The organism is Bradyrhizobium sp. USDA 327, assembly GCF_041262065.1.
Classification (GTDB): domain Bacteria; phylum Pseudomonadota; class Alphaproteobacteria; order Rhizobiales; family Xanthobacteraceae; genus Bradyrhizobium; species Bradyrhizobium liaoningense.
The window spans coordinates 1,867,961-1,890,794 of the sequence record NZ_JBGCCW010000001.1; the positions used below are offsets into that span (position 1 = coordinate 1,867,961).

The window sequence follows — 22,834 nt, forward strand, 5'->3', positions numbered from 1 at the left end:
TGATGGGCGAGCGCTCCAACATGCCGCTGATCGAAGTCAGCGATCTCGGCGTCCGCCTCAACACCAGCCGCGGGCCGGCGCAGGCGGTGCGCGGTGTCAGCTTCTCCCTCGATCGCGGCGAGACGCTCGGGCTCGTCGGCGAATCCGGTTGCGGCAAGTCGGTCACCGCGCTGTCGTTGATGGGCCTGCTGCCGGACAGTGCGGCCGTCACCGGCAGCATCAAGCTGGATGGCAAGGAGCTCGTCGGGCTTTCGGACGCCGATTATTGCCGGCTGCGCGGCAACCGCATCAGCATGATCTTCCAGGAGCCGATGACCGCGCTCAACCCGATGCACACGATCGGCCATCAGGTCGCCGAGCCGCTGCGCCGTCACAAGAAATATTCGGCGGCGCAGGCGCGGCGCGAGGCGATCGCCTTGCTCGACCGCGTCGGGCTGCCCGATCCCGTACGGCGCGTCGATGCCTATCCCCACCAGTTCTCGGGCGGCCAGCGCCAGCGCATCACGATCGCCATGGCGCTCGCCTGCGAGCCCGATCTGTTGATCGCTGACGAGCCGACCACCGCGCTGGACGTCACCATCCAGGGCCAGATCCTCGACCTCATTGCCGATCTCGTGGAGGAGCGCGGCATGTCGATGATCCTGATTTCGCATGATCTCGGCGTCATCGCCGAGAACGTGCAGCGCATGATGGTGATGTATGGCGGCGCCGTCGTCGAGAGCGGGCCGACCGGCGAGGTGTTCCGCCGCATGGGACATCCCTACACGCAGGGCCTGTTCCGCGCGCGCCCGAAGCTCGGTGCACGCAAGGGGACGCGGCTGAAGACCATCTCTGGCACGGTGCCGGAGCTCGCCGATTTGCCGTCCGGCTGCACCTTCTCCGATCGGTGTCCGCTCGTGATCGATCAATGCCGCGCGGCGCTGCCGCCGATGGTGGATGTCGGCCCCGGCCACCTCGTGCGCTGCATCAGGACGGACGTGTCGATGGCAGAGCGCGTCGGAGCGCTGACCGCATGACTGCCGCAGCAGAACCGCTTCTCGACGTGAAGGATCTGGTGCAGCGTTACGCGCTGCCGCGCGAAAGTCTATTCCGGCCGCCGGGACAGGTGCGTGCGCTGAACGGCGTGAGCGTGCAGGTCGCCGACGGCAAGAGCCTCGGCGTCGTCGGCGAATCCGGATCGGGCAAGTCGACTTTCGCGCGGCTGGTGATGGCGCTGGAGCGACCGACGTCAGGGGAGGTCGCGGTGTTCGGCCGCGATCTCAACCGCATCTCGGCCGACGAGCTGCGCCGCGCCCGGCGCGATTTCCAGATGGTGTTTCAGGACCCCTACGGATCGCTCGATCCGCGCCAGACCATCGCGCGCATCGTCGCCGAGCCGCTGACTGTGCTCGAAGGCGCCGACCGCACCACGTTCCGCGAACGCGTTGCCACTGTGCTGCGCCAGGTCGGCCTGCGCGAGCCTGACATGGACAAATATCCGCACGAATTCTCCGGTGGCCAGCGCCAGCGCATTGCGATTGCGCGTGCGCTGATCACCCAGCCGAAGCTGATCGTCGCCGACGAGCCGGTCTCCGCGCTCGACGTCTCCGTGCAGGCGCAGGTGCTGAATCTGATGCAGGACCTCCAGGAACAGTTCGGCCTCAGCTACATCCTGATCAGCCACGACCTCGCCGTCGTCGACTATCTCTGCGACGAGGTCGCGGTGATGTATCTCGGCCGGATCGTCGAGCAGGGTCGGCCGGAGGACCTGTTCGAGCACTGCGCCCATCCCTATACGCGGGCTCTATTGGAGGCCGTGCCGCGGGTGCGCGCCGGCGGTGGCCGGCGGCGGCGCGGGGGCCAGGCGATCGCCTCGCAATCGGCGGCAACGGCCGGATGCCCCTATGTCGCGCGCTGTCCGCTCGCCGACCAGCATTGCCGCGAGGTTCTGCCTGAGTTACGCAAGGTCGGTGAGGGGCACCTTGCCGCCTGCCACAAGGCAGAGGCCGCGATGGCGTTGCCGCAGGCGGCCATGGAAGGTTAGTGTTCGCAGCAGGATTGGCGTAGGCTTAAGAACAGAGCAGGCCGGGGAGTTACGCATGTTCAGGAAACTGTCGATCGTCGCATTTGCCCTCACACTTGCCGCAGCGCCTTTGCCGGTGCTGGCGCAGGGCAAGAAGGACAGCGTCGTCATGGCGATGGCGCTGGAGCCGCCGGGGCTCGATCCCACCAATGCCGCCGCCGCCGCGATCGCCGAGGTCACGCTCTACAACATCTATGAGACGCTGACCAAGATCAACGAGGACGGCTCGGTCTCGCCGCTGCTGGCCGAGAGCTGGACCGCTTCGCCCGAACTGAAGGCCTATACGTTCAAGCTGCGCAAGGGCGTCAAATTCCACAATGGCGAGCCGTTCAATTCCGCCGCGGTGAAGTTCTCGTTCGAGCGCAACGCCGCACCGACCAGCACCAACAAGGACAAGAGCCTGTTCCAGGCCTTCGAGAAGGTCGAGGCGCCCGACGCCGACACGGTCGTGATCACCATGAAATATGGCGAGCCGAACCTGCCGTTCCTGCTCGGGCAGGCGAGCGGCTCGATCGTGGAGCCGAAGAGCGCGGCCACCAACGTCACGCAGCCGGTCGGCACCGGGCCCTACCAGCTCGGCGCCTGGGCCAAGGGCTCCTCGATCACGCTGACCAAATGGGCCGACTACCGCAACGCCGCCGCGATCAAGCTGTCCAAGGTGACGATCCGTTTCATCTCCGAACCGGCGGCGCAGACCGCGGCGCTGCTCTCGGGCGACGTCGACGCGTTCCCGCGCGTCTCGGCGCAGCGGACGATCGCGCAGTTCAAGGCCGATCCCCGCTTCAACGTCATGGTCGGCGGCTCCCGGGCCAAGACCATCGTCGGCATCAACCACAAGAAGAAGCCGCTCGACGACGTCCGTGTTCGCCGTGCCATCCTCGCCGCGATCGACCGCAAGGCGATCATCGAGGGCGCCGTCGATGGTTTCGGCACGCCGATCGGCAGCTTCTACGTCCCGGGCGCGCTCGGCTTTGTCGACACCACCGGCATCAATCCTTACGACCCCGAGAAGGCCAAGAAGCTGCTCGCCGAGGCCGGCGTCACCACCCCGCTCGAGCTCTCGCTCAAGCTGCCGCCGCCGTCCTATGCGCGGCAGGGCGGCGAGATCGTCGCAGCCCAGCTCGCCAAGGTCGGCATCGTCGCCAAGATCGAGAACGTCGAATGGGCGCAGTGGCTGTCGCAGGTGTTCGCGCCCAACGGTCCGCACAATTTCGATCTCACCATCGTCAGCCACGTCGAGCCGTTCGACCTCGTCAAGATCACCGAGCCGGACTACTACCTCGGCTACAACAACGAGAAGTTCAACGCGCTCTACAAGCAGATCGTCTCGACGCCGGACGAGGCGGCGCGCGCCAAGCTGCTCGGCGACGCGCAGCGCATGCTCGCGACCGACGCCGTCTCCGCCTATCTCTACCAGCCGCAGCTGATCACCATCACCAACAAGAAGCTGAAGGGCGTCTGGAAGGACGTGCCTCAATACGAGAACGATTTCTCGACGTGGTCTTGGGAGTAGGGGGCGGCGTCCGTTGCTGTGCCCTCTTCGCAAGCCGGAGAGGGCAGCTCCAAACAAAAAATGAAAAAACAACCCCATGCACAGTAGCCGGGCGTAGTCATTTCAACGGCTTGCGCGTTGCGCAGTTCAAGGCCAAGGCGATGCGCTGAGACGTTGACCCGTCGGGCAAAACACTGGCATGATGTCACCCTCGCGGCCTCATGGTCAGGGACGTGCCGTCAGGCGAGGCAGCCGTGAAGAACCATCCCGCCGCGATGCCGGCATCGGCGTGGCGCCCGTCAGCGCCGAGGTGCCGGCCACACTGAAATTCGACCATGCAACGATGAGCGATATCGCCCAGGCCTTGGCCAGCGGGCAGGTCAATGCGACGGCGCTGACCAAAGGTTACCTCGCGCGCATCGAGGCCTACGCCTATGAGCAGGCCTCCGACATGCGCAAGGTGCCGCCCGGCTTGCGCGCGTTAGAGCCCAACCTGCTCTCCTCGCGTGCTTGCCGACAAGCACGCGCGCTCCGTAGGGACGCACAAAAAAGTTCGGATGTCTGCTCTCGGGGAGAGACCGGGCACACGGCTCCGCCCCCGGAATGTCGCCTTGTGGACCCGGAGCGGAACTCAGAGCCGAATTGGATTGACGCCAATGGGCGGTCAAGATCAGGTGTTCGGCCAGCCATCCGGCCCTACGTCCTTAGCTTTTTCCTCGGCCAGGAGTCGTAACAGCGTCTGATGCCGTGCTTCATCGCGTGACGGGTCACCGTCACTGATGGCGATGAGCTTCTCATAACGTCTGATGTTTTCGTGGTTTACGTAGTTCTGCATTGCGCCCTCCGTCGGTTGAGCAGCCTGGCGCGCTGAGGCTAACACCAGCTACCCATTGCGCACGCGATGCAAGGCTTATTTTTGGGCGAATGAGAAGATGCCTCAGCGGGGCCGTCCCATAATTGAAGCCCTCGCGGGCGACGACCGCTGGGTCAAGAACATGATCGACGGCTTGGCGGGCACCCTTGGAGACGTGCGCACTGAAGCTTGCGCTCGGAGCAAAGGCGGGGGGCCCGAACGTTATGCGAGGCGCTATTCGCATCACTTTTTTAGTCGCGTCTGCGCGAGCGCTGACCGCCGGTATTCGGAAGCACGGCATCGGTGCGCGGCAAGCAGGATCATCCAGGGTTGCTCGGCGCGGCTTCGGCGTCGATAGCTGCAACAAGCTCGGGCGCAAGGTGAGCGGACAGACGTTGAATGATGTCGAGCAACTGCAGGATTTCCTGCTCACGCAGGGCGTCAACCTTGTTGTGCAACAATTCGATTTCGAGCTCGGCTTTCACATTTATTCGATAGTCGTGCTCCGCATGTCTGCGGTCAATCTCGGATTGACGATTCTGGCTCATCATGATGATGGGCGCCGCATATGCTGCCTGGAAAGAAAGGACCAGGTTCAGCAAGATGAAGGGATAAGGGTCCCAATGATTGATGAATGCTATCATGTTCAGAGCGATCCAGATGCCAAGTAGTACGCTCTGGATGATGATGAAGCGCCAGGAGCCAACCGTTTCGGCTACCCGGTCAGCCAGCATCGCTCCCGGCGTCAAGGCAGGTCTGGGTATGTTGCGCGCCGGCTTTTGCGCACGAAGTTCTTGCAACCGCTGCTGGTCCTCAACACTCAGGTGTATTCTGTGGCTTTGTTCGCTGTTCATTTGCATCCCCGACAATGAGAGATCTGGGCGAGTGAGCGCCCCCTCGTTCCTCCCCGCTCCAGTTGACAGTCATATCAGGTCCAGTCCGTGACGATGTCGCTTATTGGGCCGTGGCTGCTCTTCTCAGAAGGCTGCGGGGCAACTTTCGGGACGCGCGCCGAACAGGCACTCATGCCAAAACAGAAAGCAAGTGACGCCAAGCCCTTAGCCAACGCTGCAGCCGCTCCGGCCCATGTCGCCTTGTGCACGCCAAGAGTCCTCCTTCTGTCGCCACAAGGGTATTGAACGTTTGAAACCGTCATGCGTTAGTCGGCAAATGACGGCCGGATACACTATCCGGTATGACGATGCGGTCGCGGAGACGGTTCTTGCTCAAGCTGTACAGGTGGCCGTCCGACGACTGGCACGGCATCGGCGCGGAAATGCCCTCGGAAATCATCTGGGCCGATCTCTTGAACGCGACTGACGAGGAAAAGCAGTTCGTCGAACGGCTGCTCGGGATACGTGTTCCGTCCGAGGAATCCCTCAGCGAAATCGAGGCGTCGAGCCGCCTGATCTTCGACCGCGGCACGCTCTATCTCAGCTCGCCGGCGGTTCGGCTCACCGAGGACAACGAGGCCGAAATCACGCCGGTGGGATTCGTCATCGGCCCGCGCGTGCTGGTGACGGTGCGCTTTGCAGAGCTGCCGATCTTCGACGACATCGGCAAGCGTATCGGCTCCGACGACAGCCTGGAGAACGGCATGTGCGTGTTCGCCAGCCTGCTGGAGGCCATGATCGATCGCGGTGCCGATGTCCTGGAGCATCTCGGCACCAGGGTTGATCAGCTTTCGCGGGGTGTTTTCAAGGGAGGGCTCGTACGCACCCAACGTGCGGTGCGCTCCAGCCGCAGGATGCGCGAGGCCCTGGAGAATGTTGGCGAGCTGGCGGACCGGCTCGCCAAGGCGCGCGATGTTCTGCTTGGGGTGGGGCGCATCGCCTCGTTTGCCGGTGATGTCGGCAGCGAGTGGGTCACGGCTTCGTCGAAGAAGCGCCTCGAGGCCGTGTCAAAGGACGTCGTCTCGCTCAGCGACTACGAGACGCGACTGTCCGACAAGATCCAGCTGCTGCTCGACGCCGTGCTCGGCTTCATCAGCATCCAGCAGAACGAGCTGTTCAAGATCCTGACGATCGTTTCCGTCGTCGGCGTGCCGCCCACCATCATGGTCGGCATCTGGGGCATGAACTTCAAGCACATGCCGGAGCTGGACTGGACGTTCGGCTACCCGCTGGCGTGGCTCGCAGTCATCGCCAGCGGCCTGCTGCCGCTGATCTGGTTCAAGCGGCGCGGCTGGTTCGATTGAGAGGCGGCGCACCGTTCGTGAACGTTGCGCCGCTTCTACATCAGGCTGCTTCCGCCGCGACGTTGCCGATCCAGTCGCGGGCCAGCGTCACGTCGGCCTGCGACAATTGATGGCCTGCCGGCAGGACCTTGTGGGTTACGCGCGCTCCCGCTTCCGACAGCAGCGTCGCGAGCCGCGCCGAATTGCTCGCCGGCACGATCGGATCCGCCTGCCCGGAGAGCAGCAGAACAGGCTTGCCTGCAAGGTCGGCGTTCGGCGGATCCGACAGCGGCACCATGGCGCGCAGCAGGATCGCGCCCGCAAGCGCCTCCGGCTTCAGCAGCAACAGCGCCGCCGCGATATTGGCACCGTTGGAGAAACCGACCGCGATCGGCGCCGCGAGGCCGTATTGCTTGCGTGCCTCCGCGACGAAGTCGCCGAGCTCGTGCGCGCGACGGCGGACGTCGTCCTCGTCGAACACGCCCTCGGCGAGGCGGCGGAAGAAGCGCGGCATGCCGTGCTCGAGCACGCGGCCGCGCGGCGAGAGCAGGGCGGCGCCGGGCGAGATCATCTTGCCGAGCCCGAGCAGGTCGTTCTCGTCGCCGCCGGTGCCGTGCAACAGCAGCAGCGGGGGTGAGCCCGCATCGCGTGCGGGCTCGAAACGATGAATGAATGCACTTGCGGTCATGACACGCTCTCCTCCAGGCTCGGCAACACGTCCTCGATCTGCTTGCGATGCTGTTCGAGGAAGCTCGGCAGCTTCAGCTCACGCCCCAGCGTCGCGACGGGCTCGTCGACGGCGAAGCCGGGGATGTCGGTCGCGATCTCGAACAGCACGCCGCCGGGCTCGCGGAAGTAGATCGACCGGAAGTAGTTGCGGTCGCGCTGCTCGGTCGGGTGCAGGCCGTGATTGCTGACGAGCTTCTGCGCCATCTTGCCCTGTTCGGCATCGTCAGCCGCGCGGAAGGCGATGTGATGCACCGAGCCGCCGCCTTGGTGCCCGCGCAAGAAGCCCTTGGCCTCGTAGATATCGACGACGCTGCCTTCGGCATAGCCTGAAGCCTTGAAGCGGATCACCGAGCCTTCGCGTCCGGTCTCCTTGAAGCCGAACACGTCGGTGAGGACGGCGGCCGTCTTCGCCGCGCTGTCCAGCAGCAAGGTCACGCCGTGGAAACCTCGGATGGCGTGCTCGGCCGGCACGTCGCCGTTGCTCCAGCCGGGCTCGTTCTCGGCGCCGGGGATGCCGACCAGCGCCAGCGCCATGCCATCCGGATCAGTGAACGGCAGCACGGATTCACCGAAGCGCTTCTCCAGCGCCTCGTACGCGATGCCCTTCTCGGTGAAACGCTGCGTCCAGTAGCCGAGCGAGCGCTGCGGCACGCGGAAGGCGGTCTGATGGGTCTCGCCGACGCCGCGGCGCCCGGCCGGGACGCCAGCCCAGGGGAAGAAGGTCAGGATGGTGCCGGGGCGGCCGGTCTCGTCGCCATAATAGAAGTGATAGGTGCCGGGATCGTCGAAATTGACCGTCTTCTTGACGAAGCGCAGGCCGAGATCGCGGGTGTAGAAGCCGAAATTCCTGATGGGATCGCCGGCGATCGCGGTGACATGGTGCAGTCCAGACATTGTCGTCCTCCAAGATTCGGGGAGCGGTCTTGCTCTGGGCGGAAATATTGTTCCGCTTTGGATTGGGGACAATCCATGCAATTATGACGGCTATGTCTACGATTTGGAAACAATCGTCGGAGCGGGTCCTTGGATAAGCTCGGCAGCCTCCGAGCCTTCGTGAAGGTGGTCGAAAGCGGGAGCTTTGCCGAGGCCGGCCGGCAGCTGCGGCTGTCGCGCTCGGCGATCAGCAAATACGTCGCCGACCTCGAGGAGAGCCTCGGGGTCCAGCTGTTGAACCGGACCACGCGGCACGCCAGCCCGACCGAGAACGGCCAGCGCTATTTCGAGCGCGCGGTCGTGATCCTCTCGGAGATCGAGGCCGCGGACCAGGCGGTGACGCAGGCGCAGTCGGCGCCGCGCGGCCTGTTGCGCGTCAACGCGCCGATGTCGTTCGGCACGATGCGGCTCGGGCCGGCCCTCGCCGATTTCATGGCGCGCTATGGCGAGCTTCAGCTCCAGATCGTGCTCAGCGACGATCTGCTCGATCCCGTGCAGGACGGCTTCGACGTCACGCTGCGCATCGCGGAGCTGGAATCCTCCAGCCTGATCGCGCGCAAGATCATGCCGGTGGCGCGCATGATCTGCGCGTCGCCGGACTATCTCGCGCGTCACGGCACGCCAAGACATCCGCATGATCTGCGCGGGCACACCTCGCTGACCTACGGCTTCCTGCTGACCGGCAATCAGTGGAAGCTCACCGGCGCCGATGGCGATCACTGGATCCAGCCGGCCTGGTCGCTCTGCGTCAACAATGCCGAGGTGCTGCGCGACGTCGCCATCAAGGGCAGGGGGCTCGCGCTGCTCCCTGAGTTCATCGCCGCAGATGCCGTGCGGAAAGGCGAGCTGCGCGTCGTGCTCCATGACTATTCTGCGCCGCCACTCGCGCTGTACGCGGTCTATCCGCCGACGCGGCATCTGTCGGTGAAGGTGCGGCTGTTCATCGATTTTCTGGTGGAGCGGTTTGGCCGGGAGGACGAGACAGGTGTGCGGACGCGCTGAGACCTGGGGCCGGATGCGGACGATAGCTCAAGGGTGATAGGATTGCGGTCCGGCACGGACCAAATACCGTGGGGTCCCAATGCGCCGCCTGAGAAAGCGACGTCTGCTGCCGATGAGGCGGCTCGGGCACGTTGGCTTTGCAGAGGCAAGCAGGGCGGCCTTGGATTGACCAAAGTATCCTTGGAGCTCGGATCTCCGGCAGTCCGGCGCTGGGAGGCTGGGCCGCCCCGCTTTCGTGAAAGCTAGGGTGTGGCCGGCGCTGGGCTCAGCTTGGTGTTGATGCTCGTGAATACACCACTCAATGCCGTGCCGGTGTTCTTGACGGCAGCAATGATAGCGAGCGCAATGCCCGCAGCGATCAGGCCATATTCGATAGCCGTAGCGCCGCTTTCGTCAGCCAGGAACCTCTTGAACGTATGCAAGCTATTCTCCTTATGGTTGTTTTGTTAGCGTGTAACAATTGGTTGTAACAACTTGTTTCTACTCGTGAAGGAATTAAGGAGGCTTGAATCCGAACCGTTAATTTGAGTCCAACTCGAATGTTTCACACGGTTGCTGGAAGCCGAGCGAGCAGGGTTGCGGCCGTCTGCTGCGCAAGATCGTATGTCGGGAACGGCCGTCTTCAGTCTGCCGGTGAGCCGAAGGTCGAAGGGAGCTCGAGGCGGAAGCCGACGCTTTCGACCCGGCCACGCTGTGCCTCAAGCCGACGAGGAGGCCGCCCAGGCGAGCGGTCGTGCTATCCTAGCGCCGCAGCGTGAACTCGTTCGCACCGCGCCGGTGCTCCCATTTCGCCTGCTCCAGCTCGGGACGGTCGCATTCGATCTCCGGATAGCCGATGCAGAGATAAGCGATGAATTTCCAGGAGCCGGGCACGTCGAGAATGGCGTGGATCCGATCCGGGCTCAAGATCGACACCCAGCCGAGACCGATGCCCTCGGCGCGCGCGGCGAGCCACATCGCGGTGATCGCGGAGACCACGGAATATTCGGTTGTCTCCGGCATGGTCGCGCGACCGAGGCCGTGGCCGATGTCGCTGGCCTTGTCCGCGAACACGGCGAGGTGACCAGGGGCCTGTTCGAGACCCGAGAGTTTCAGCGTGGCATAGCGCGCGGCGCGCTCGCCGACATAGGCGTTCAGCGCGTCGGCGTTACACGATCTGAAATCGTCGATCACGGCGCGGCGCCGCGCGTCGTCGTCGACGGTGACGAAGCGCCAGGGCTGGCTGAGGCCGACCGAAGGCGAGAGGCAGGCCGTCTCGATCAGGCGATCGATGGCGCCGGCCGGCAATGGGTCGCTGCGAAAGCGGCGCACGTCGCGGCGCCACACAAACAGCTCGCGCAAGTGCCGGCGGAAGGCGTCGTCGAACTCGACCATGACGTCAATGTCCCAACGGGAAGGAGGCGGCAACCAGCAGGATCAGGATTTCGCCCAGCTGCTCGAACGCCCCGAGGATGTCGCCGGTCTGCCCGCCGATCTGGCGGATGGCAAGCCGCGCCAGCATGAGGCCGGCGAGCGACAGCAGGACCAGGCCGACCAGCGCCTTGCCCGGCCCCAACGCCAGGGCAAGTGCGAGCGTTCCAACAGCGAAGGCAATGGCCACGCTGCGGCCCGGCGGCGATCCGGCGCCGGCCGACAGCCCATCAGTCCGCGCCGGGCCGACCAGCGACATGAAGGCCGGCACGCCGGCGCGGGCAGCACTGTGCGCAGCGCACAGCGCGAGCGTGACGGCCCATGGATCGGCGATCGCCGCGAGCGCGCTCCAGCGCAGGCCGAACGACAGGATCAGTGCGCAGACACCATAGGTCCCGATCCGGCTGTCGCGCATGATCTCGAGCTTGCGCTCGCGTGTCCGGCCGCCGCCGAGTCCGTCCGCGGTGTCGGCAAGTCCGTCCTCGTGCAGCGCGCCGGTGATGAGAGCTGTCGTGGCCAGCACGAGCAGGGCGGCAAGGCTCGGTGTCAGTCCGAAGCGAATGGAGATCTTGTAGATCAACGCGCCGGCGAGGCCGACCAGCAATCCTGCGACGGGCAGGGCCCAGGTCGCGCGCGCGATCGCGCCGTCCCCGGCGGGCTTCGGCGATGCGACGGGCAGGATCGTCACGAACGACGCTGCGATCCTGAGATCGGCGACGACGTCTCGCAAGAGCTCGGCGCGCGGAATCATTTCAGCTTCATCGGCAGGCCGGCGACGACGAACTCGACCTCGTCGGCGACATCGGCAAGGATCTGATTCATGATCCCGGCGGCGTCGCGGAAGCTTCGCGCCAGCGCGTTGTCGGGCACGATGCCGAGGCCGACTTCGTTGGTCACAAGGACGACGGGGCTGTTGAGGCGGGGCAGGGCGCCGGCGAGCTCTCTCACGTTTCGCTCCCAGTCGCGCGCCGCATGCATCAGGTTGGAGAGCCACAGCGTCAGGCAGTCCACGAGCCTCGCGCCCCCGCCATCGGTTGCGAGCAGCGCCGGCATGAGATCGAGCGGGATCTCGCGCTCGATCCAATCGGTTCCGCGCCGCGCGCGATGTCGTGCGATGCGTTCCTCCATTTCGCCGTCGAGCGCCTCGGCGGTTGCGATGTAGACGGGCTGGCCGGGAAAGCTGCGCGCGCGCGCTTCCGCCCGGGTGCTCTTGCCCGATCGCGCTCCGCCGGTGATCAAGATGACGGCCATGAAGGTCTCCTGTCGCCAGCACTAATCATCAAAAGCGCCCAAAGACAAAGCCGAAATCAGGCGGCGAGGGGCTTGCGCTCGGCCGCCGTCTTGCGCAACAGGGGCGGAGCGAGACGGGAGATTTGCGTGGATTTTGCGGGGGCCATGGCAGTGGCGATGGCGGTGGATGCCCTTCTGGGCTGGCCGTCGTCGCTGTTCGCGCGGATCGGCCATCCCGTCACCTGGCTGGGCTGGCTGATTGTCGCGATCGACTCCGCCTGGAATCGCGCATCCGATCCGCCGGCGTTGCGCCGCGCTGCCGGCGTTGCCGGCGCGCTCGCGGTGATCGCGCTTTCGGTCGCGCTCGGCTGGGGGCTTCAATCCTTGATTCCCTCAGGCTGGATTCAGATCATGCTGGTGGGCATCCTGGCCTGGCCCCTGGTCGCGCTGCGCTCGTTGCATGATCATGTGGCCGCTGTCGCAGCCCCGTTGCGGGATGGCGACATCGCCGCTGCACGCGACGCGGTGTCCCGCATCGTCGGCCGCGATCCAGCTGCGCTCGATGAAGCCGGCATCGCACGCGCGACGATCGAGAGCCTTGCGGAGAACGCCTCCGACGGCATCGTGGCGCCGGTGTTCTGGGGCGCGCTGTTCGGCTTGCCCGGAATCCTCGGCTATAAGGCCATCAACACGCTGGATTCCATGATCGGCCATCGCAGCGAACGGCATGAAGCGTTCGGCTGGGCGGCGGCGCGCATCGACGATGTCGCCAATCTCATTCCGGCGCGGGTGACTGGATTTCTCTTCGTGCTGCTGGCACCGCGAAGATCGGAGGCGCTGTCGTGCATGACGCGGGATGCGCGCCGTCATCGCTCGCCCAATGCCGGCTGGCCGGAAGCGGCCATGGCGGGCGGGCTCGGTGTGCGGCTCAGCGGCCCCCGCATCTATCACGGCAGCGTCACGAACGAGCCCTGGCTGAACGAAGGTGCGCGCGATCCGCGCGCCTCCGACATCGACGAGGCACTGATGCTGTACCGTCGCGCCATGCTGCTGCTCGCCGGCCTGCTTGCGGTCCTGGCTTTCGCGTGAAACAACGGGGCATGCGCGAGCACGGTGGAAATCTGGATCAGGCCCAGCAGCGTTTTGGTGGGCGCGTGGAGGACTGGATCGATCTGTCGACCGGGATCAACCGGCTGCCCTATCCGGTGGGTGAGGTGAGCTTGCATGCTTGGAGCGCGCTGCCGTCGCGTGCCGAGATCGAGGCGCTGCATCGGGCTGCGCAGCAGGCCTATCGCACCCGTGCACCGGTCCTTGCGATGAGTGGCGCGCAGGCCGCCATTCAATTGCTGCCGCAGCTGGCGCCGCCCGGTCGCGCCCGCATCCTCGCGCCGACCTACAACGAATATGCAGGGGTGCTGTCGGCTGCAGGCTGGGACGTCCGGGAGGTTGAGAACCTCGACGCGCTGGCAGGCGCGGACCTCGCCGTCGTCGTCAATCCCAACAATCCCGACGGCCGGCATCATATGCCGAAGGATCTGCTGGCAATGCTGCCGCGCGTCGGCCGTCTCGTCGTCGACGAGAGTTTTGCGGATGCCGTGCCGCAACTGTCGCTCGCTCCGGAAGCGGATCGGACGGGACTGCTGGTGCTGCGCTCGTTCGGAAAGTTCTATGGCCTTGCCGGCCTGCGCCTCGGCTTCGCGATCGGCGATGCCGCCGACATCGCCAGGCTCGCAGCGATGTCGGGTCCATGGCCGGTCTCGGGAGCGGCGATCGCGATCGGCTGTCGCGCCTTGCGCGATCAGGCCTGGGCCGAGGCCACGTCCGCGCGGCTTGCGCGCGACTGCGGCCGCCTCGACGACATGGCGCAGGCGCAAGGCTGGCGGCTTGTCGGCGGCACGCCGCTGTTTCGCTCGTACGAAACGCCTGACGCGCGTACTGAACAGGAGAAGCTCGCGCGTCGCCAAATCTGGTCGCGCGTCTTTGCGCAGAAGCCGGCATGGCTGCGGCTCGGGCTTCCCGGCAGCGAAACCGAATGGGCGCGCGTTGCGGAGGTCCTAGCGCGCTAGCGCGAGCAGGCCGTCGACGTCGAGATGGGTTTCGATGTGGTCGGCGAGGGCGTCGAGCGCGCTCTCGACCCTGGCGCGATAGGGCTCGTCGCCTGCGGGAATGTCGAGCGCTGCGAGATAAGCCTTGCGGAAATCATCCGACGTGAACAGGCCATGCAGATAGCTGCCTTGCACGCGGCCATCCTGCGAGATCGCGCCTTCCGGCTCGCCATTCAGTTTCGCGAACGGGCGGGCGCGATCGGGGCCGTCGGTGCGGCCGATATGGATTTCGTAGGCTTCGATCGGCTGCCCCGTGGCGGCATGCACGGCCGCAACCCGCGTCAGCGTCTTCTGCGGGCTCATCACCGTCTTCACGTCCAGAAGTCCGAGGCCCGGTGTCTCGCCCGCAGGACCCTCGATCCCGTCGGGGTCGGCGACGCTGAGCCCGAGCATCTGGTAGCCGCCGCAGAGGCCGAGCACATGGCCGCCCCTTCGGTGGTGCGCGAGAAGATCGATGTCCCAGCCCTGCGCGCGCAAAAAGGCGAGATCGCCGCGGGTGGATTTCGAGCCCGGGATGATGACGAGCTTGACATCACCGGGAATGGCTTCGCCCGGACGCACCATGAGGAGATCAACGCCCGGCTCGAGCTTGAGCGGATCGAGATCGTCGAAATTGGCAATGCGCGACAGCGCGAGGCAGGCGATCTTGCATCGGCCCGGCTTTCGCGCGTCACTCAGGCCCAGCGCATCCTCGGCTGGCAGTTCGCCGGCACGCGCGAACCAGGGCAGCACACCGAAGCCGCGCCAGGCTGTCTTGTCTTCGATCAGCCTGTAGCCGTCGTCGAACAACGTGGGATCGCCGCGGAACTTGTTGATGACAAATCCACGGATCATCGCGGCATCGTCGGGGTCGATTACCGTCTTGATGCCGACGAGTTGCGCGATCACGCCGCCGCGGTCGATGTCGCCGACCAGCACGACCGGCACGTCCGCCTTGCGTGCAAAGCCCATATTGGCGATGTCGGCCTTGCGCAGGTTCACCTCGGCTGGACTGCCGGCGCCTTCGACCAACACGAGGTCGGCGCGCGCCTTCAGCCGCTCGAAGCTCTCCAGCACCGCGCCCATCAATGACGGTTTCATCGCCGCGTAGTCGCGCGCGCGCGCCGTGGCGATGCGCTTGCCGTGAACGATGACCTGCGCGCCGACATCGGTCTCGGGCTTGAGCAGCACCGGGTTCATGTCGGTATGCGGCTCGACGCCGGCGGCGAGCGCCTGTAGCGCCTGGGCGCGGCCGATCTCGCCGCCATCGACGGTCACGGCCGCGTTGTTCGACATGTTCTGCGGCTTGAACGGCAGCACGCGCAGGCCGCGCCGCGTGAAGGCACGCGCAAGGCCGGCGACGATGAGCGACTTGCCTACGTCCGAGCCGGCTCCCTGGATCATCAATGCGCGCGTCATCGCCGAAGAGTCTCAGAACTCGACGCCGGCTTGCGCCTTGATGCCGGAGCGGAACGGGTGCTTCACCAGCGTCATCTCGGTGACGAGGTCGGCGATCTCGATCAGCTCGTCCTTGGCGTTGCGGCCGGTGAGCACGACATGCGTCATCGGCGGCTTCTGCGTGGTCAGGAAGTCGACCACCTCAGTGATGTCGAGATAATCGTAGCGCAGCGCGATGTTGATCTCGTCGAGCACGACCATGCGCAAGCTCTCATCGAGGATCAGTTCCTTGGCCTTCTCCCAGCCGGCGCGCGCTGCGGCGATGTCGCGGGCGCGGTCCTGCGTTTCCCAGGTGAAGCCTTCGCCCATCGCGTGGAACTGGCAGAGCTCGCTGAAATGGCCGGTGAGCAGGCGGCGCTCGCCGGTGTCCCAGGCACCCTTGATGAACTGCACGACCGCGCAGGGGAGTCCATGGGCGACGCAGCGGACGATCATGCCGAAGGCCGAGGAGGATTTTCCCTTGCCGGCGCCGGTGTGGACGATGACCAGGCCCTTTTCGCCGCTCTTGGTCGCCATGATCTTGTCGCGGGCGGCTTTCTTCTTCGCCATTTTCTGGGCGTGCCGGGCGTCGGTTTCCTCGCCCGTTCGGGTGTCCGGTTCAGGCGTCATCGGTCCAGTCCTTCGGCTTGACAAGTGGCAGCCACGGGCAAATGGTGGCCCGGCGTTGGTTCCTGTCCTATGACAGGCGAAGAGGGAATGCGATAGGGTCCGAATCGGCAGGATTTGGGTCCAAAATGCAGCCGCCCCCGCGACCGTGACCGGAGAGATGCCCGAAGCCACTGATTCCCCCGGGAATCGGGAAGGCGGGGATCGAAGGGCAAAGCCCTGCTCCGCAAGCCGGGAGACCTGCCAGCGCGAAGAGTTTTGGACCGGCGGACGGGGTGTTCCGCGACGGGGAAACGGCCTCTTGAGTCAGGGTCCGTGTGCCTCTCGCCTCCCGCTGATTATCCTGGAAGAGGCGATGACCGTCACACTTCACGTCTGCATCACCTGCCGCGCCGGCCAGACGCTTGGCGAGGGCGAGACGACGCCCGGCAAGCGCCTGCATGGTGCGATCCTCGACGCGGGCGTGCCCGACGGCGTCACTGTGGTTCCCGTCGAATGCCTGTCGGCCTGCAGCCAGGGCTGCTCGGTCGCGCTCAGCGCGCCCGGCCGCTGGTCCTATGTCTATGGCCGCCTGTCGGAGACGAATGCGCAGGACGTGGTCGCGGGCGCGGCGGCCTATGCGGCGGCGCCGGATGGCCTCGTGCCCTGGCGCAGCAGGCCGGAAATATTCCGCAAGCAGTCACTTGCCCGCATTCCCCCCATTGCCGTCGTGCCGGAGGCCGCCGAATGAACTCGCTCGCAAAAGTTCCGGTCACGGTAGTCACCGGCTTTCTCGGGTCCGGCAAGACCACGCTGATCCAGCATCTGCTCGCCAATGCAGGCGGCAAGAAGCTCGCCGTGCTCGTCAACGAGTTCGGCAGCGAGGGCGTCGACGGCGAGATCCTGAAGTCCTGCGCCGACGCCAATTGTCCGGAGGAGAACATCATCGAGCTCGCCAATGGCTGCATCTGCTGCACCGTCGCCGACGATTTCATTCCGACCATGGAGAAATTGCTGGCGCGCCCGGTGCGGCCCGATCACATCCTGATCGAGACCTCGGGCCTGGCGTTGCCGAAGCCGCTGCTGAAGGCATTCGACTGGCCACAGATCCGCTCACGCATCACGGTGGATGGCGTGATCGCGCTGGCCGATGCCGAGGCTGTTGCGGCCGGCCGCTTCGCGCCGGACCCGATTGCCGTCGAAGCGCAGCGCGCGGCGGACGAGAATCTCGATCACGAGACGCCGCTGTCGGAAGTGTTCGAGGACCAGATCGCCTGCGCCGACATCGTGCTGCTGACCAAGGCTGATCTTGCAGGCAGCGCCGGGATCGAAGCCGCCAGGGCGGCGATCGCCGCCGAGATGCCGCGCCGCGTGCCGATGCTTTCCGTCACCGACGGTGCGATCGATGCGCGCGTCATCCTCGGCCTTGGCGCTGCCGCCGAGAACGATCTCGCCGCGCGCCCGTCGCATCATGACGGCGAGGAAGAGCACGAGCACGACGATTTCGCCTCCGTCGTGATCGATCTTCCGGAAGTCGCGGATATCGATGCGCTGGTCGCCTCGGTCCAGCGCCTGGCGCGCGAGCAGAACGTGCTGCGCGCCAAGGGCTATATCGCGGTCGCGGGCAAGCCGATGCGCCTCTTGCTGCAGGCGGTCGGCGAGCGTGTGCGCCACCAGTTCGACAGGCCCTGGGGCGCAGGTGTCAGGCAGTCGAAGCTCGTCGTGATCGGCGAGCATGGCGATATCGACGAGGCTGCGATCAAGGCAGGACTTGGTATCTGATGCACGTCGTCTTCCGCGAGAGCCGTGGTCTCGAGGAGACCGCGACGCCAAGAGACATCGGCCAGGACCCGGCCGATCTCGTGGTGCTCTCGTATTCGGATTCCGATCTTGCGGCGTTCGCGGCCGGCTGGCGGCGTGGCCGGAGCAGCCTGCCGTCGCTGCGGCTCGCCAATCTCGCCGAGCTCCGTCATCCGCTGTCGGTCGACACCTATATCGAGCGCACGCTGTCGCAGGCGCGCGGCATCCTGGTGCGGCTGATCGGCGGTGAGTCCTATTGGCCGTATGGGCTCGCGGCCCTGCAGCAACTCGCCAAGGATCGCAACATCGTGCTGGCGGTGCTGCCGGCCGATGGCCGCGACGACGCGCGGCTCGATGCGTACTCGACCTTGCCGGTCTCGACGCTGCGCCGGCTCAAGGTACTCTGCGACACCGGTGGTCCGGTCGCGGCGCAGGCGGCGATCGCGCAGCTTGCGCTGGCCTCGGGCCTCTATGCGGGACCGGTCGTCGGCGAGATGATCGTGCCCGAGATGGGCTTTTATGATCCCGAGTGCGGCGTGATTGCGGCGCCGGCCGGCGCCGAGAAGAAGCCGCGCGCGCTGGTGACGTTCTATCGTTCTTATCTCACGGCTGCGGACACCGGTCCGGTCGATGCCCTGATCGCGGCGCTGCGCCAGCGCGGCTTCGATGCGTATGGCGTATTCGTCAGCTCGCTGAAGGCCGCGGGCGTCGCGGATTGGCTACGCACGCATCTTGCGCAGGATCCTCCAGCCGCGATCGTCAATGCAACGGCGTTCTCTGCGATCGGCGATGACGGCACGACGCCGTTCGATGCCGCGACATGCCCCGTGTTTCAGGTCGCGCTCTCCACGGCGCGGCGCGAGGACTGGGCGGAGTCGCTGCGCGGCCTGTCGCCCGGCGACCTCGCCATGCATGTGGTGCTGCCCGAGGTCGACGGACGCCTGTTCGCGGGCGTGATGAGTTTCAAATCGGCCGCTATGCGCGATCCGGATCTGCAATTCTCGCATCTGGCGCACACGCCCGATGCGGAGCGTGTGACGGCGGTCGCCGTGCGCGTCGCGGCCTGGCGACGCCTTGCCGAGACGCCGGCCGGCGAGAAGTGGCTGACGATCGTGCTGTCGAACTATCCCGGCCGGCCGCACCAGATCGCGCATGCGGTTGGTCTCGATGCGCTGGCTTCGGTCGAGGCCCTGGTGTCTGATCTTTCGGCGGCCGGATACGCTGTCGCTCCGGTTCATGCGCTCGGCGAGACGCTGCTGAAGCAGCAATTGATCTGGAATGTCGCCGAGTACCGGGCGGCGCTCTCGCGCCTGCCGCAGGCCTTGCAGGACGATCTCGCGCAGGCCTGGGGCGCGCCGGAAGACGATCCGAGCTGCCGCGATGGCGCGTTCCATTTCGCCGCGATCGAATGTGGTCGGTCGATTGTCGCAATTCAGCCGGAACGCGGCGAAGCGGCCTCGCGCGATGCCGACTATCACGATCTCGCCCGCACGCCGCGCCATGCCTACGTCGCCTTCTATCTCTGGCTCAGTCAGCACGGCTGTGACGCCGTCCTGCACATGGGTGCGCATGGCACGCTGGAGTGGCTGCCCGGGAAATCCGTGGCGCTGTCATCTGCGTGCTGGCCGGAAGCCCTGACCGGCGATCTGCCCGTCATCTATCCCTTCATCGTCAACGATCCCGGCGAGGCCGCGCAGGCCAAGCGGCGCATCGGCGCGGTCACGATCGGCCATTTGCCGCCGCCGCTGGAAACATCCGCGGTACCGGAAGGGTTGCGCCGGCTCGAACGGCTGCTCGATGAATATTCGACCGCCGACGGTCTCGATCCCGCCCGCCGCCAGCGCCTGATCGCCGCGATCCGCGACGAGGCCCGTGCCGCCGGCCTCGAAGAGGATCTCGGCCTCGATGCCTCGGCAGCGCCGGCCGAAGCGATCCCGCGGATCGATCGCTTCGTCTGCGATCTCAAGGAGAGCCAGTTCGGCGACGGCCTGCACGTGTTCGGCCGCGGCGCCTGCGGTGATGCGGAGCGGGACGCGCTGCTTGCCGCGCTGGCAGGCCGGCGCGTTGCGCCGGGCCCGTCGGGCTCACCCTATCGCGGACGCCAGGACGTGCTGCCGACCGGGCGCAATCTCTTCGCGGTCGATCCGCGCGCGGTGCCGACGCCGTCCGCGCATGCGCAAGGCATCAAGCTTGCGGAAGAGCTGCTCCGCCGTCACTTGCAGGATCATGGCGACTGGCCGAAGGGCCTCATCGTCGATCTCTGGGGCTCGGCGACGATGCGCACGGCGGGCGAGGAGTTCGCCATGGCGCTGCACCTGGCCGGCCTTGCGCCGCGTTGGGATCACGCCTCCGGCCGCGTCATCGGCTACGACATCATCGCGCCGGCCGAGCTCGGCCGTCCGCGCATCGACGTCACGCTGCGCGTGTCGGGCCTGTTTCGCGATGTCTTCGCGGGTCTGGCGCAATTGTTCGAAGCCGCCTCCGAGGCGCTCGCGGCGCGCGAGGAGGAGGGCGATGAAAATCCGTACCGCCACCGCGCATCCCGCGTGTTCGCGCCGCGGCCTGGACACTACGGCGTTGGATTGTCCGCTATCCCGGATGCCTTCACGTCTGAGACACGCGATGCGGCCGGCGAAGCCTGGTTGTCGGCATCGTCCTGGGCGTTCTCGGCAGATGGTGCGATGCAGCCGGATCGTACCGGCATCGAGTCGCGTCTCGCGTCCGCAGACGCTTTTGTCCACATCCAGGACTTGCCTGAAACCGATCTGCTGCTTGCCGCCGACTATGCCGCGCATGAAGCCGGCGTAGCTGCGGCTGCGGCACATCTCGGCGCGGCGGGACCATCGCTCTATCACCTCGATGCGACACACCCCGAGCAACCTCGCGCGCGCACGCTGACGGAGGAGATTTCACGCGTCGTCCGGGCACGCGCGGCCAATCCGGCCTGGATCGCCGGCATGAAGCGGCATGGCTTTCGCGGCGCCGCCGAGATCACCGCGACGCTGGAGCACATGGCCGCCTTCGCGCACCTCGCCGGCGCCGTGCCGCCACATCTGTTCGACCTCTATTACGATGCCACGCTCGGCAACGACGACGTCCGGGCCTTCATGGCCCGCGAAAATCCGTCCGCGCTCGCCGCGATGGAAATCTGCTTCACACGCCTGCACGACGCCTCACTCTGGCGAACCCGCCGCAATTCGATCGCGGCGGCACTGCGGGAGGCTTCATGAGCGCGGCCGCGGTCAAGGGCTGGTGTCCCGGCGCGCTGCGCCCGATGCTGTCGGGTGATGGGCTCGTGGTGCGCGTGCGTCCGTTTGGCGGGCGACTTGAAGCGTCGCAGATTGCAGGGCTGGCCGAACTGGCCGAACGCTTCGGCAATGGTCTGATCGACGTCACACGCCGGGCCAATCTCCAGATCAGGGGCGTCAAGGAAGAGAGCCATCGGCCGTTGCTCGACGGCCTTGCGCAGCTCCAGCTGCTCGACCCCGACGCTGAGATCGAAGCTCGGCGCAACATCCTGGTGACGCCGTTCTGGAGCAACGGCGACGAAACGCAGTCGCTCGCCGCGGAGCTCGAGGAGGCGCTCGCCGATTCCGGCCTTGTGCTTCCCACCAAGTTCGGCTTCGCCATCGATGACGGAAGGTCGCGCGTTCTGGCTGGCGATTCCGCCGACATACGCATCGAGCGCGATCGCTCGGGTCGTCTCCTGGTGCGAGCCGACGGCGCAAGGCTTGGCCGCTCCGTCGCACGCGGACAGGCCGTGAGCACGGCGCTGGCGCTCGCAAGCTGGTTCATCATCTCCGGCGGCGCGAGGGACGGGCGAGGGCGCATGGCGGCCCACATCGCATCCGGTGCGGCGTTGCCTCAATCGCTGCGCGGCGAGACCGAGCCGGCGCCCGTCATGGCCGCGGCGCGGCCCGGGCACTATCCGCAAGGCGCGATGGTCGGCGTCGCGTTCGGGCAGATGCTGTACGCCACGCTCCGTCAGTTCTCTGCTTGCGGACATGCGCTGCGCATGACGCCCTGGCGGATGGTGCTCAGCGAGGGCAAGCGCGAGATGCCGGGTGGGGCGGGCCTCATCACCGAGCCGTACGACCCGGCGCTGCGCGTGATCGCCTGCAGCGGCGCGCCGCGCTGCCGGGAAGCTCACGCCGATACGCGCGCACTCGCAGCAGCGCTGGCGCCGCGCATTGCCGCCGATGTGCGGCTCCACGTCTCCGGCTGCGGCAAGGGCTGCGCCCATTCCGGTACGGCTGCGGTCACGCTGATTGCGACGCATGCCGGTTTCAATCTCGTCCGCGACGGCTCGACCCGCGACGAGCCGGTCCTGCGCGGGCTGAGCGGCGCCGATATCGTCAGCGATCCCTCGATCCTGGTCGGAGGGAACTGATGCCGCACACCTACGAGACCGACGGCGCGGCGATCTACCGGCAATCTTTCGCGACCATTCGGGCCGAGGCCGATCTTGCGCGCTTTACGCCGGACGAGGAGCCGGTCGTGGTGCGCATGATTCACGCCGCCGGCATGGTCGGCCTGGAGGCGCATATCCGCTTCACATCAGGCATGGCGACCCTCGCGCGCGCGGCGCTGCAGAAGGGCGCGCCGATCCTGTGCGACGCGCGCATGGTCTCGGAAGGCATCACGCGCGCAAGACTTCCCGCGGCCAATGCCGTCATCTGCACGCTCGGAGACGAATCCATTCCTGCGCTCGCGCAATCCATGCGCAACACGCGCTCGGCCGCGGCGCTGGAACTGTGGCGGCCGCATCTGGGCGGCGCGATCGTTGCGATCGGCAACGCGCCGACCGCGCTGTTTCATCTGCTCAACATGCTGGAGGATCGCGACTGCCCGCGGCCCGCGGCGATCATCGGCTGTCCCGTTGGCTTCGTCGGCGCGGCCGAATCGAAAGCCGCGCTGATGGCCGATCCGCCGGTCCCGGCGCTGACGGTCGAGGGCCGCCTCGGCGGCTCCGCGATCACGGTTGCTGCCGTGAACGCGCTGGCGAGCCGGAGCGAATAGC

22 protein-coding genes and 1 riboswitch are annotated in these 22,834 nt (G+C 66.3%); of the genes, 12 read left to right on the forward strand and 10 right to left on the reverse strand.

Going from position 1 to position 22,834, the window contains the following annotated elements; translation table 11 throughout:
* Positions 1-2 precede the first annotated feature (2 nt).
* From ABIA42_RS08425 to ABIA42_RS08435, 3 genes are read left to right on the forward strand one after another with little or no spacing between them, the layout of a single operon-like run.
* A complete protein-coding gene (locus ABIA42_RS08425; RefSeq protein WP_370114294.1) occupies positions 3-1,016 on the forward strand; it encodes an ABC transporter ATP-binding protein in 1,014 nt (337 codons plus the stop codon).
* Positions 1,013-2,023: an ABC transporter ATP-binding protein gene (locus tag ABIA42_RS08430; RefSeq protein ID WP_370114292.1), complete on the forward strand. Its 1,011-nt coding sequence runs from the start codon at positions 1,013-1,015 to the stop codon at positions 2,021-2,023. Before ABIA42_RS08425 ends, ABIA42_RS08430 begins: the two co-directional genes overlap by 4 nt.
* A gap of 55 nt (positions 2,024-2,078) precedes the next feature.
* Positions 2,079-3,575, forward strand: coding sequence for an ABC transporter substrate-binding protein (locus ABIA42_RS08435; RefSeq protein ID WP_370114290.1), 1,497 nt, complete (start codon positions 2,079-2,081; stop codon positions 3,573-3,575).
* A 649-nt stretch (positions 3,576-4,224) separates the two neighbouring features.
* Here ABIA42_RS08435 and ABIA42_RS08440 read toward each other — a convergent pair.
* Together ABIA42_RS08440 and ABIA42_RS08445 are read right to left on the reverse strand one after the other, a co-directional pair.
* On the reverse strand, positions 4,225-4,389 hold the full coding sequence (locus ABIA42_RS08440) for a hypothetical protein (RefSeq protein ID WP_271526296.1): 165 nt from the start codon (positions 4,387-4,389) through the stop codon (positions 4,225-4,227).
* A 338-nt stretch (positions 4,390-4,727) separates the two neighbouring features.
* Complete coding sequence (locus ABIA42_RS08445) at positions 4,728-5,261, reverse strand: DUF1003 domain-containing protein (protein ID WP_370114286.1); 534 nt, start codon at positions 5,259-5,261, stop codon at positions 4,728-4,730.
* A gap of 368 nt (positions 5,262-5,629) precedes the next feature.
* Here ABIA42_RS08445 and ABIA42_RS08450 point away from each other — a divergent pair, with 368 nt between their 5' ends.
* Positions 5,630-6,604 (forward strand): magnesium transporter CorA family protein, encoded by a 975-nt coding sequence (locus ABIA42_RS08450; RefSeq protein ID WP_370114284.1) that lies wholly within the window; start codon positions 5,630-5,632, stop codon positions 6,602-6,604.
* A 40-nt stretch (positions 6,605-6,644) separates the two neighbouring features.
* Here the strand turns inward: ABIA42_RS08450 and ABIA42_RS08455 are convergent, their stop codons facing one another.
* Entirely contained in the window at positions 6,645-7,271 is a 627-nt protein-coding gene (locus ABIA42_RS08455; protein WP_370114282.1) for an alpha/beta hydrolase, read from the reverse strand.
* Complete coding sequence (locus ABIA42_RS08460; protein WP_370114280.1) at positions 7,268-8,206, reverse strand: ring-cleaving dioxygenase; 939 nt, start codon at positions 8,204-8,206, stop codon at positions 7,268-7,270. Before ABIA42_RS08460 ends, ABIA42_RS08455 begins: the two co-directional genes overlap by 4 nt.
* Before the next feature lie 129 nt (positions 8,207-8,335).
* On the opposite strand from ABIA42_RS08460, the gene ABIA42_RS08465 reads away from it, so the two are divergent.
* The gene (locus tag ABIA42_RS08465; RefSeq protein WP_370114278.1) at positions 8,336-9,247 is read left to right on the forward strand and encodes a LysR substrate-binding domain-containing protein; all 912 of its coding nucleotides are present in this window, start codon (positions 8,336-8,338) and stop codon (positions 9,245-9,247) included.
* 242 nt (positions 9,248-9,489) lie between these two features.
* On the opposite strand, the gene ABIA42_RS08470 is transcribed toward ABIA42_RS08465, so the two are convergent.
* From ABIA42_RS08470 to cobU, 4 genes are all read right to left on the reverse strand, one after another.
* The gene (locus ABIA42_RS08470) at positions 9,490-9,669 is read right to left on the reverse strand and encodes a Flp family type IVb pilin (RefSeq protein WP_271526290.1); all 180 of its coding nucleotides are present in this window, start codon (positions 9,667-9,669) and stop codon (positions 9,490-9,492) included.
* A 319-nt stretch (positions 9,670-9,988) separates the two neighbouring features.
* Positions 9,989-10,621, reverse strand: coding sequence for a 5,6-dimethylbenzimidazole synthase (gene bluB, locus ABIA42_RS08475; RefSeq protein ID WP_271526289.1), 633 nt, complete (start codon positions 10,619-10,621; stop codon positions 9,989-9,991).
* A gap of 4 nt (positions 10,622-10,625) precedes the next feature.
* Complete coding sequence (gene cobS, locus ABIA42_RS08480; RefSeq protein WP_370114276.1) at positions 10,626-11,408, reverse strand: adenosylcobinamide-GDP ribazoletransferase; 783 nt, start codon at positions 11,406-11,408, stop codon at positions 10,626-10,628.
* Positions 11,405-11,908 (reverse strand): bifunctional adenosylcobinamide kinase/adenosylcobinamide-phosphate guanylyltransferase, encoded by a 504-nt coding sequence (gene cobU / locus ABIA42_RS08485; protein ID WP_370114274.1) that lies wholly within the window; start codon positions 11,906-11,908, stop codon positions 11,405-11,407. Before cobU ends, cobS begins: the two co-directional genes overlap by 4 nt.
* Before the next feature lie 126 nt (positions 11,909-12,034).
* Between cobU and cbiB the strand changes: the two genes are divergently transcribed.
* Together cbiB and cobD are read left to right on the forward strand one after the other, a co-directional pair.
* The gene (gene cbiB / locus ABIA42_RS08490) at positions 12,035-12,976 is read left to right on the forward strand and encodes an adenosylcobinamide-phosphate synthase CbiB (RefSeq protein WP_370114272.1); all 942 of its coding nucleotides are present in this window, start codon (positions 12,035-12,037) and stop codon (positions 12,974-12,976) included.
* 11 nt (positions 12,977-12,987) lie between these two features.
* Positions 12,988-13,953, forward strand: a complete 966-nt coding sequence (gene cobD / locus ABIA42_RS08495; protein WP_370114270.1) for a threonine-phosphate decarboxylase CobD — start codon at positions 12,988-12,990, stop codon at positions 13,951-13,953.
* Here cobD and ABIA42_RS08500 read toward each other — a convergent pair.
* Both ABIA42_RS08500 and cobO read right to left on the reverse strand, forming a co-directional pair.
* Positions 13,942-15,390, reverse strand: a complete 1,449-nt coding sequence (locus ABIA42_RS08500) for a cobyric acid synthase (protein ID WP_370114268.1) — start codon at positions 15,388-15,390, stop codon at positions 13,942-13,944. The two genes, cobD and ABIA42_RS08500, sit on opposite strands and share 12 nt — an antisense overlap.
* Before the next feature lie 12 nt (positions 15,391-15,402).
* On the reverse strand, positions 15,403-16,038 hold the full coding sequence (gene cobO, locus ABIA42_RS08505; RefSeq protein ID WP_271526283.1) for a cob(I)yrinic acid a,c-diamide adenosyltransferase: 636 nt from the start codon (positions 16,036-16,038) through the stop codon (positions 15,403-15,405).
* A gap of 39 nt (positions 16,039-16,077) precedes the next feature.
* Positions 16,078-16,298: riboswitch (cobalamin riboswitch) on the forward strand.
* A gap of 92 nt (positions 16,299-16,390) precedes the next feature.
* Here cobO and ABIA42_RS08510 point away from each other — a divergent pair.
* From ABIA42_RS08510 to ABIA42_RS08530, 5 genes are read left to right on the forward strand one after another with little or no spacing between them, the layout of a single operon-like run.
* Positions 16,391-16,765: a DUF1636 domain-containing protein gene (locus ABIA42_RS08510; RefSeq protein ID WP_131870075.1), complete on the forward strand. Its 375-nt coding sequence runs from the start codon at positions 16,391-16,393 to the stop codon at positions 16,763-16,765.
* Positions 16,762-17,796, forward strand: a complete 1,035-nt coding sequence (cobW, locus tag ABIA42_RS08515; RefSeq protein WP_370114266.1) for a cobalamin biosynthesis protein CobW — start codon at positions 16,762-16,764, stop codon at positions 17,794-17,796. Before ABIA42_RS08510 ends, cobW begins: the two co-directional genes overlap by 4 nt.
* Complete coding sequence (gene cobN / locus ABIA42_RS08520) at positions 17,796-21,044, forward strand: cobaltochelatase subunit CobN (protein WP_370114264.1); 3,249 nt, start codon at positions 17,796-17,798, stop codon at positions 21,042-21,044. Before cobW ends, cobN begins: the two co-directional genes overlap by 1 nt.
* The gene (cobG, locus tag ABIA42_RS08525; protein ID WP_370114262.1) at positions 21,041-22,204 is read left to right on the forward strand and encodes a precorrin-3B synthase; all 1,164 of its coding nucleotides are present in this window, start codon (positions 21,041-21,043) and stop codon (positions 22,202-22,204) included. The genes cobN and cobG overlap by 4 nt, the downstream gene beginning before the upstream one ends.
* Complete coding sequence (locus ABIA42_RS08530) at positions 22,204-22,833, forward strand: precorrin-8X methylmutase (protein ID WP_271526279.1); 630 nt, start codon at positions 22,204-22,206, stop codon at positions 22,831-22,833. Before cobG ends, ABIA42_RS08530 begins: the two co-directional genes overlap by 1 nt.
* The last annotated feature ends 1 nt before the right edge of the window (position 22,834 follow it).

Coding starts and splice junctions, on each gene's coding strand:
- ABIA42_RS08425 (WP_370114294.1), top strand. CDS start 3: ATGGGCGAGCGCTCCAACATGCCGCTGATCGAAGTCAGCGATCTCGGC.
- ABIA42_RS08530 (WP_271526279.1), top strand. CDS start 22,204: ATGCCGCACACCTACGAGACCGACGGCGCGGCGATCTACCGGCAATCT.
- cobD (WP_370114270.1), top strand. CDS start 12,988: ATGCGCGAGCACGGTGGAAATCTGGATCAGGCCCAGCAGCGTTTTGGT.
- ABIA42_RS08440 (WP_271526296.1), bottom strand. CDS start 4,389: ATGCAGAACTACGTAAACCACGAAAACATCAGACGTTATGAGAAGCTC.
- cobS (WP_370114276.1), bottom strand. CDS start 11,408: ATGATTCCGCGCGCCGAGCTCTTGCGAGACGTCGTCGCCGATCTCAGG.
- ABIA42_RS08510 (WP_131870075.1), top strand. CDS start 16,391: ATGACCGTCACACTTCACGTCTGCATCACCTGCCGCGCCGGCCAGACG.
- ABIA42_RS08435 (WP_370114290.1), top strand. CDS start 2,079: ATGTTCAGGAAACTGTCGATCGTCGCATTTGCCCTCACACTTGCCGCA.
- cobG (WP_370114262.1), top strand. CDS start 21,041: ATGAGCGCGGCCGCGGTCAAGGGCTGGTGTCCCGGCGCGCTGCGCCCG.
- bluB (WP_271526289.1), bottom strand. CDS start 10,621: ATGGTCGAGTTCGACGACGCCTTCCGCCGGCACTTGCGCGAGCTGTTT.
- ABIA42_RS08500 (WP_370114268.1), bottom strand. CDS start 15,390: ATGACGCGCGCATTGATGATCCAGGGAGCCGGCTCGGACGTAGGCAAG.
- cobU (WP_370114274.1), bottom strand. CDS start 11,908: ATGGCCGTCATCTTGATCACCGGCGGAGCGCGATCGGGCAAGAGCACC.
- cobN (WP_370114264.1), top strand. CDS start 17,796: ATGCACGTCGTCTTCCGCGAGAGCCGTGGTCTCGAGGAGACCGCGACG.
- ABIA42_RS08430 (WP_370114292.1), top strand. CDS start 1,013: ATGACTGCCGCAGCAGAACCGCTTCTCGACGTGAAGGATCTGGTGCAG.
- cobO (WP_271526283.1), bottom strand. CDS start 16,038: ATGACGCCTGAACCGGACACCCGAACGGGCGAGGAAACCGACGCCCGG.
- ABIA42_RS08455 (WP_370114282.1), bottom strand. CDS start 7,271: ATGACCGCAAGTGCATTCATTCATCGTTTCGAGCCCGCACGCGATGCG.
- ABIA42_RS08445 (WP_370114286.1), bottom strand. CDS start 5,261: ATGAACAGCGAACAAAGCCACAGAATACACCTGAGTGTTGAGGACCAG.
- cobW (WP_370114266.1), top strand. CDS start 16,762: ATGAACTCGCTCGCAAAAGTTCCGGTCACGGTAGTCACCGGCTTTCTC.
- ABIA42_RS08460 (WP_370114280.1), bottom strand. CDS start 8,206: ATGTCTGGACTGCACCATGTCACCGCGATCGCCGGCGATCCCATCAGG.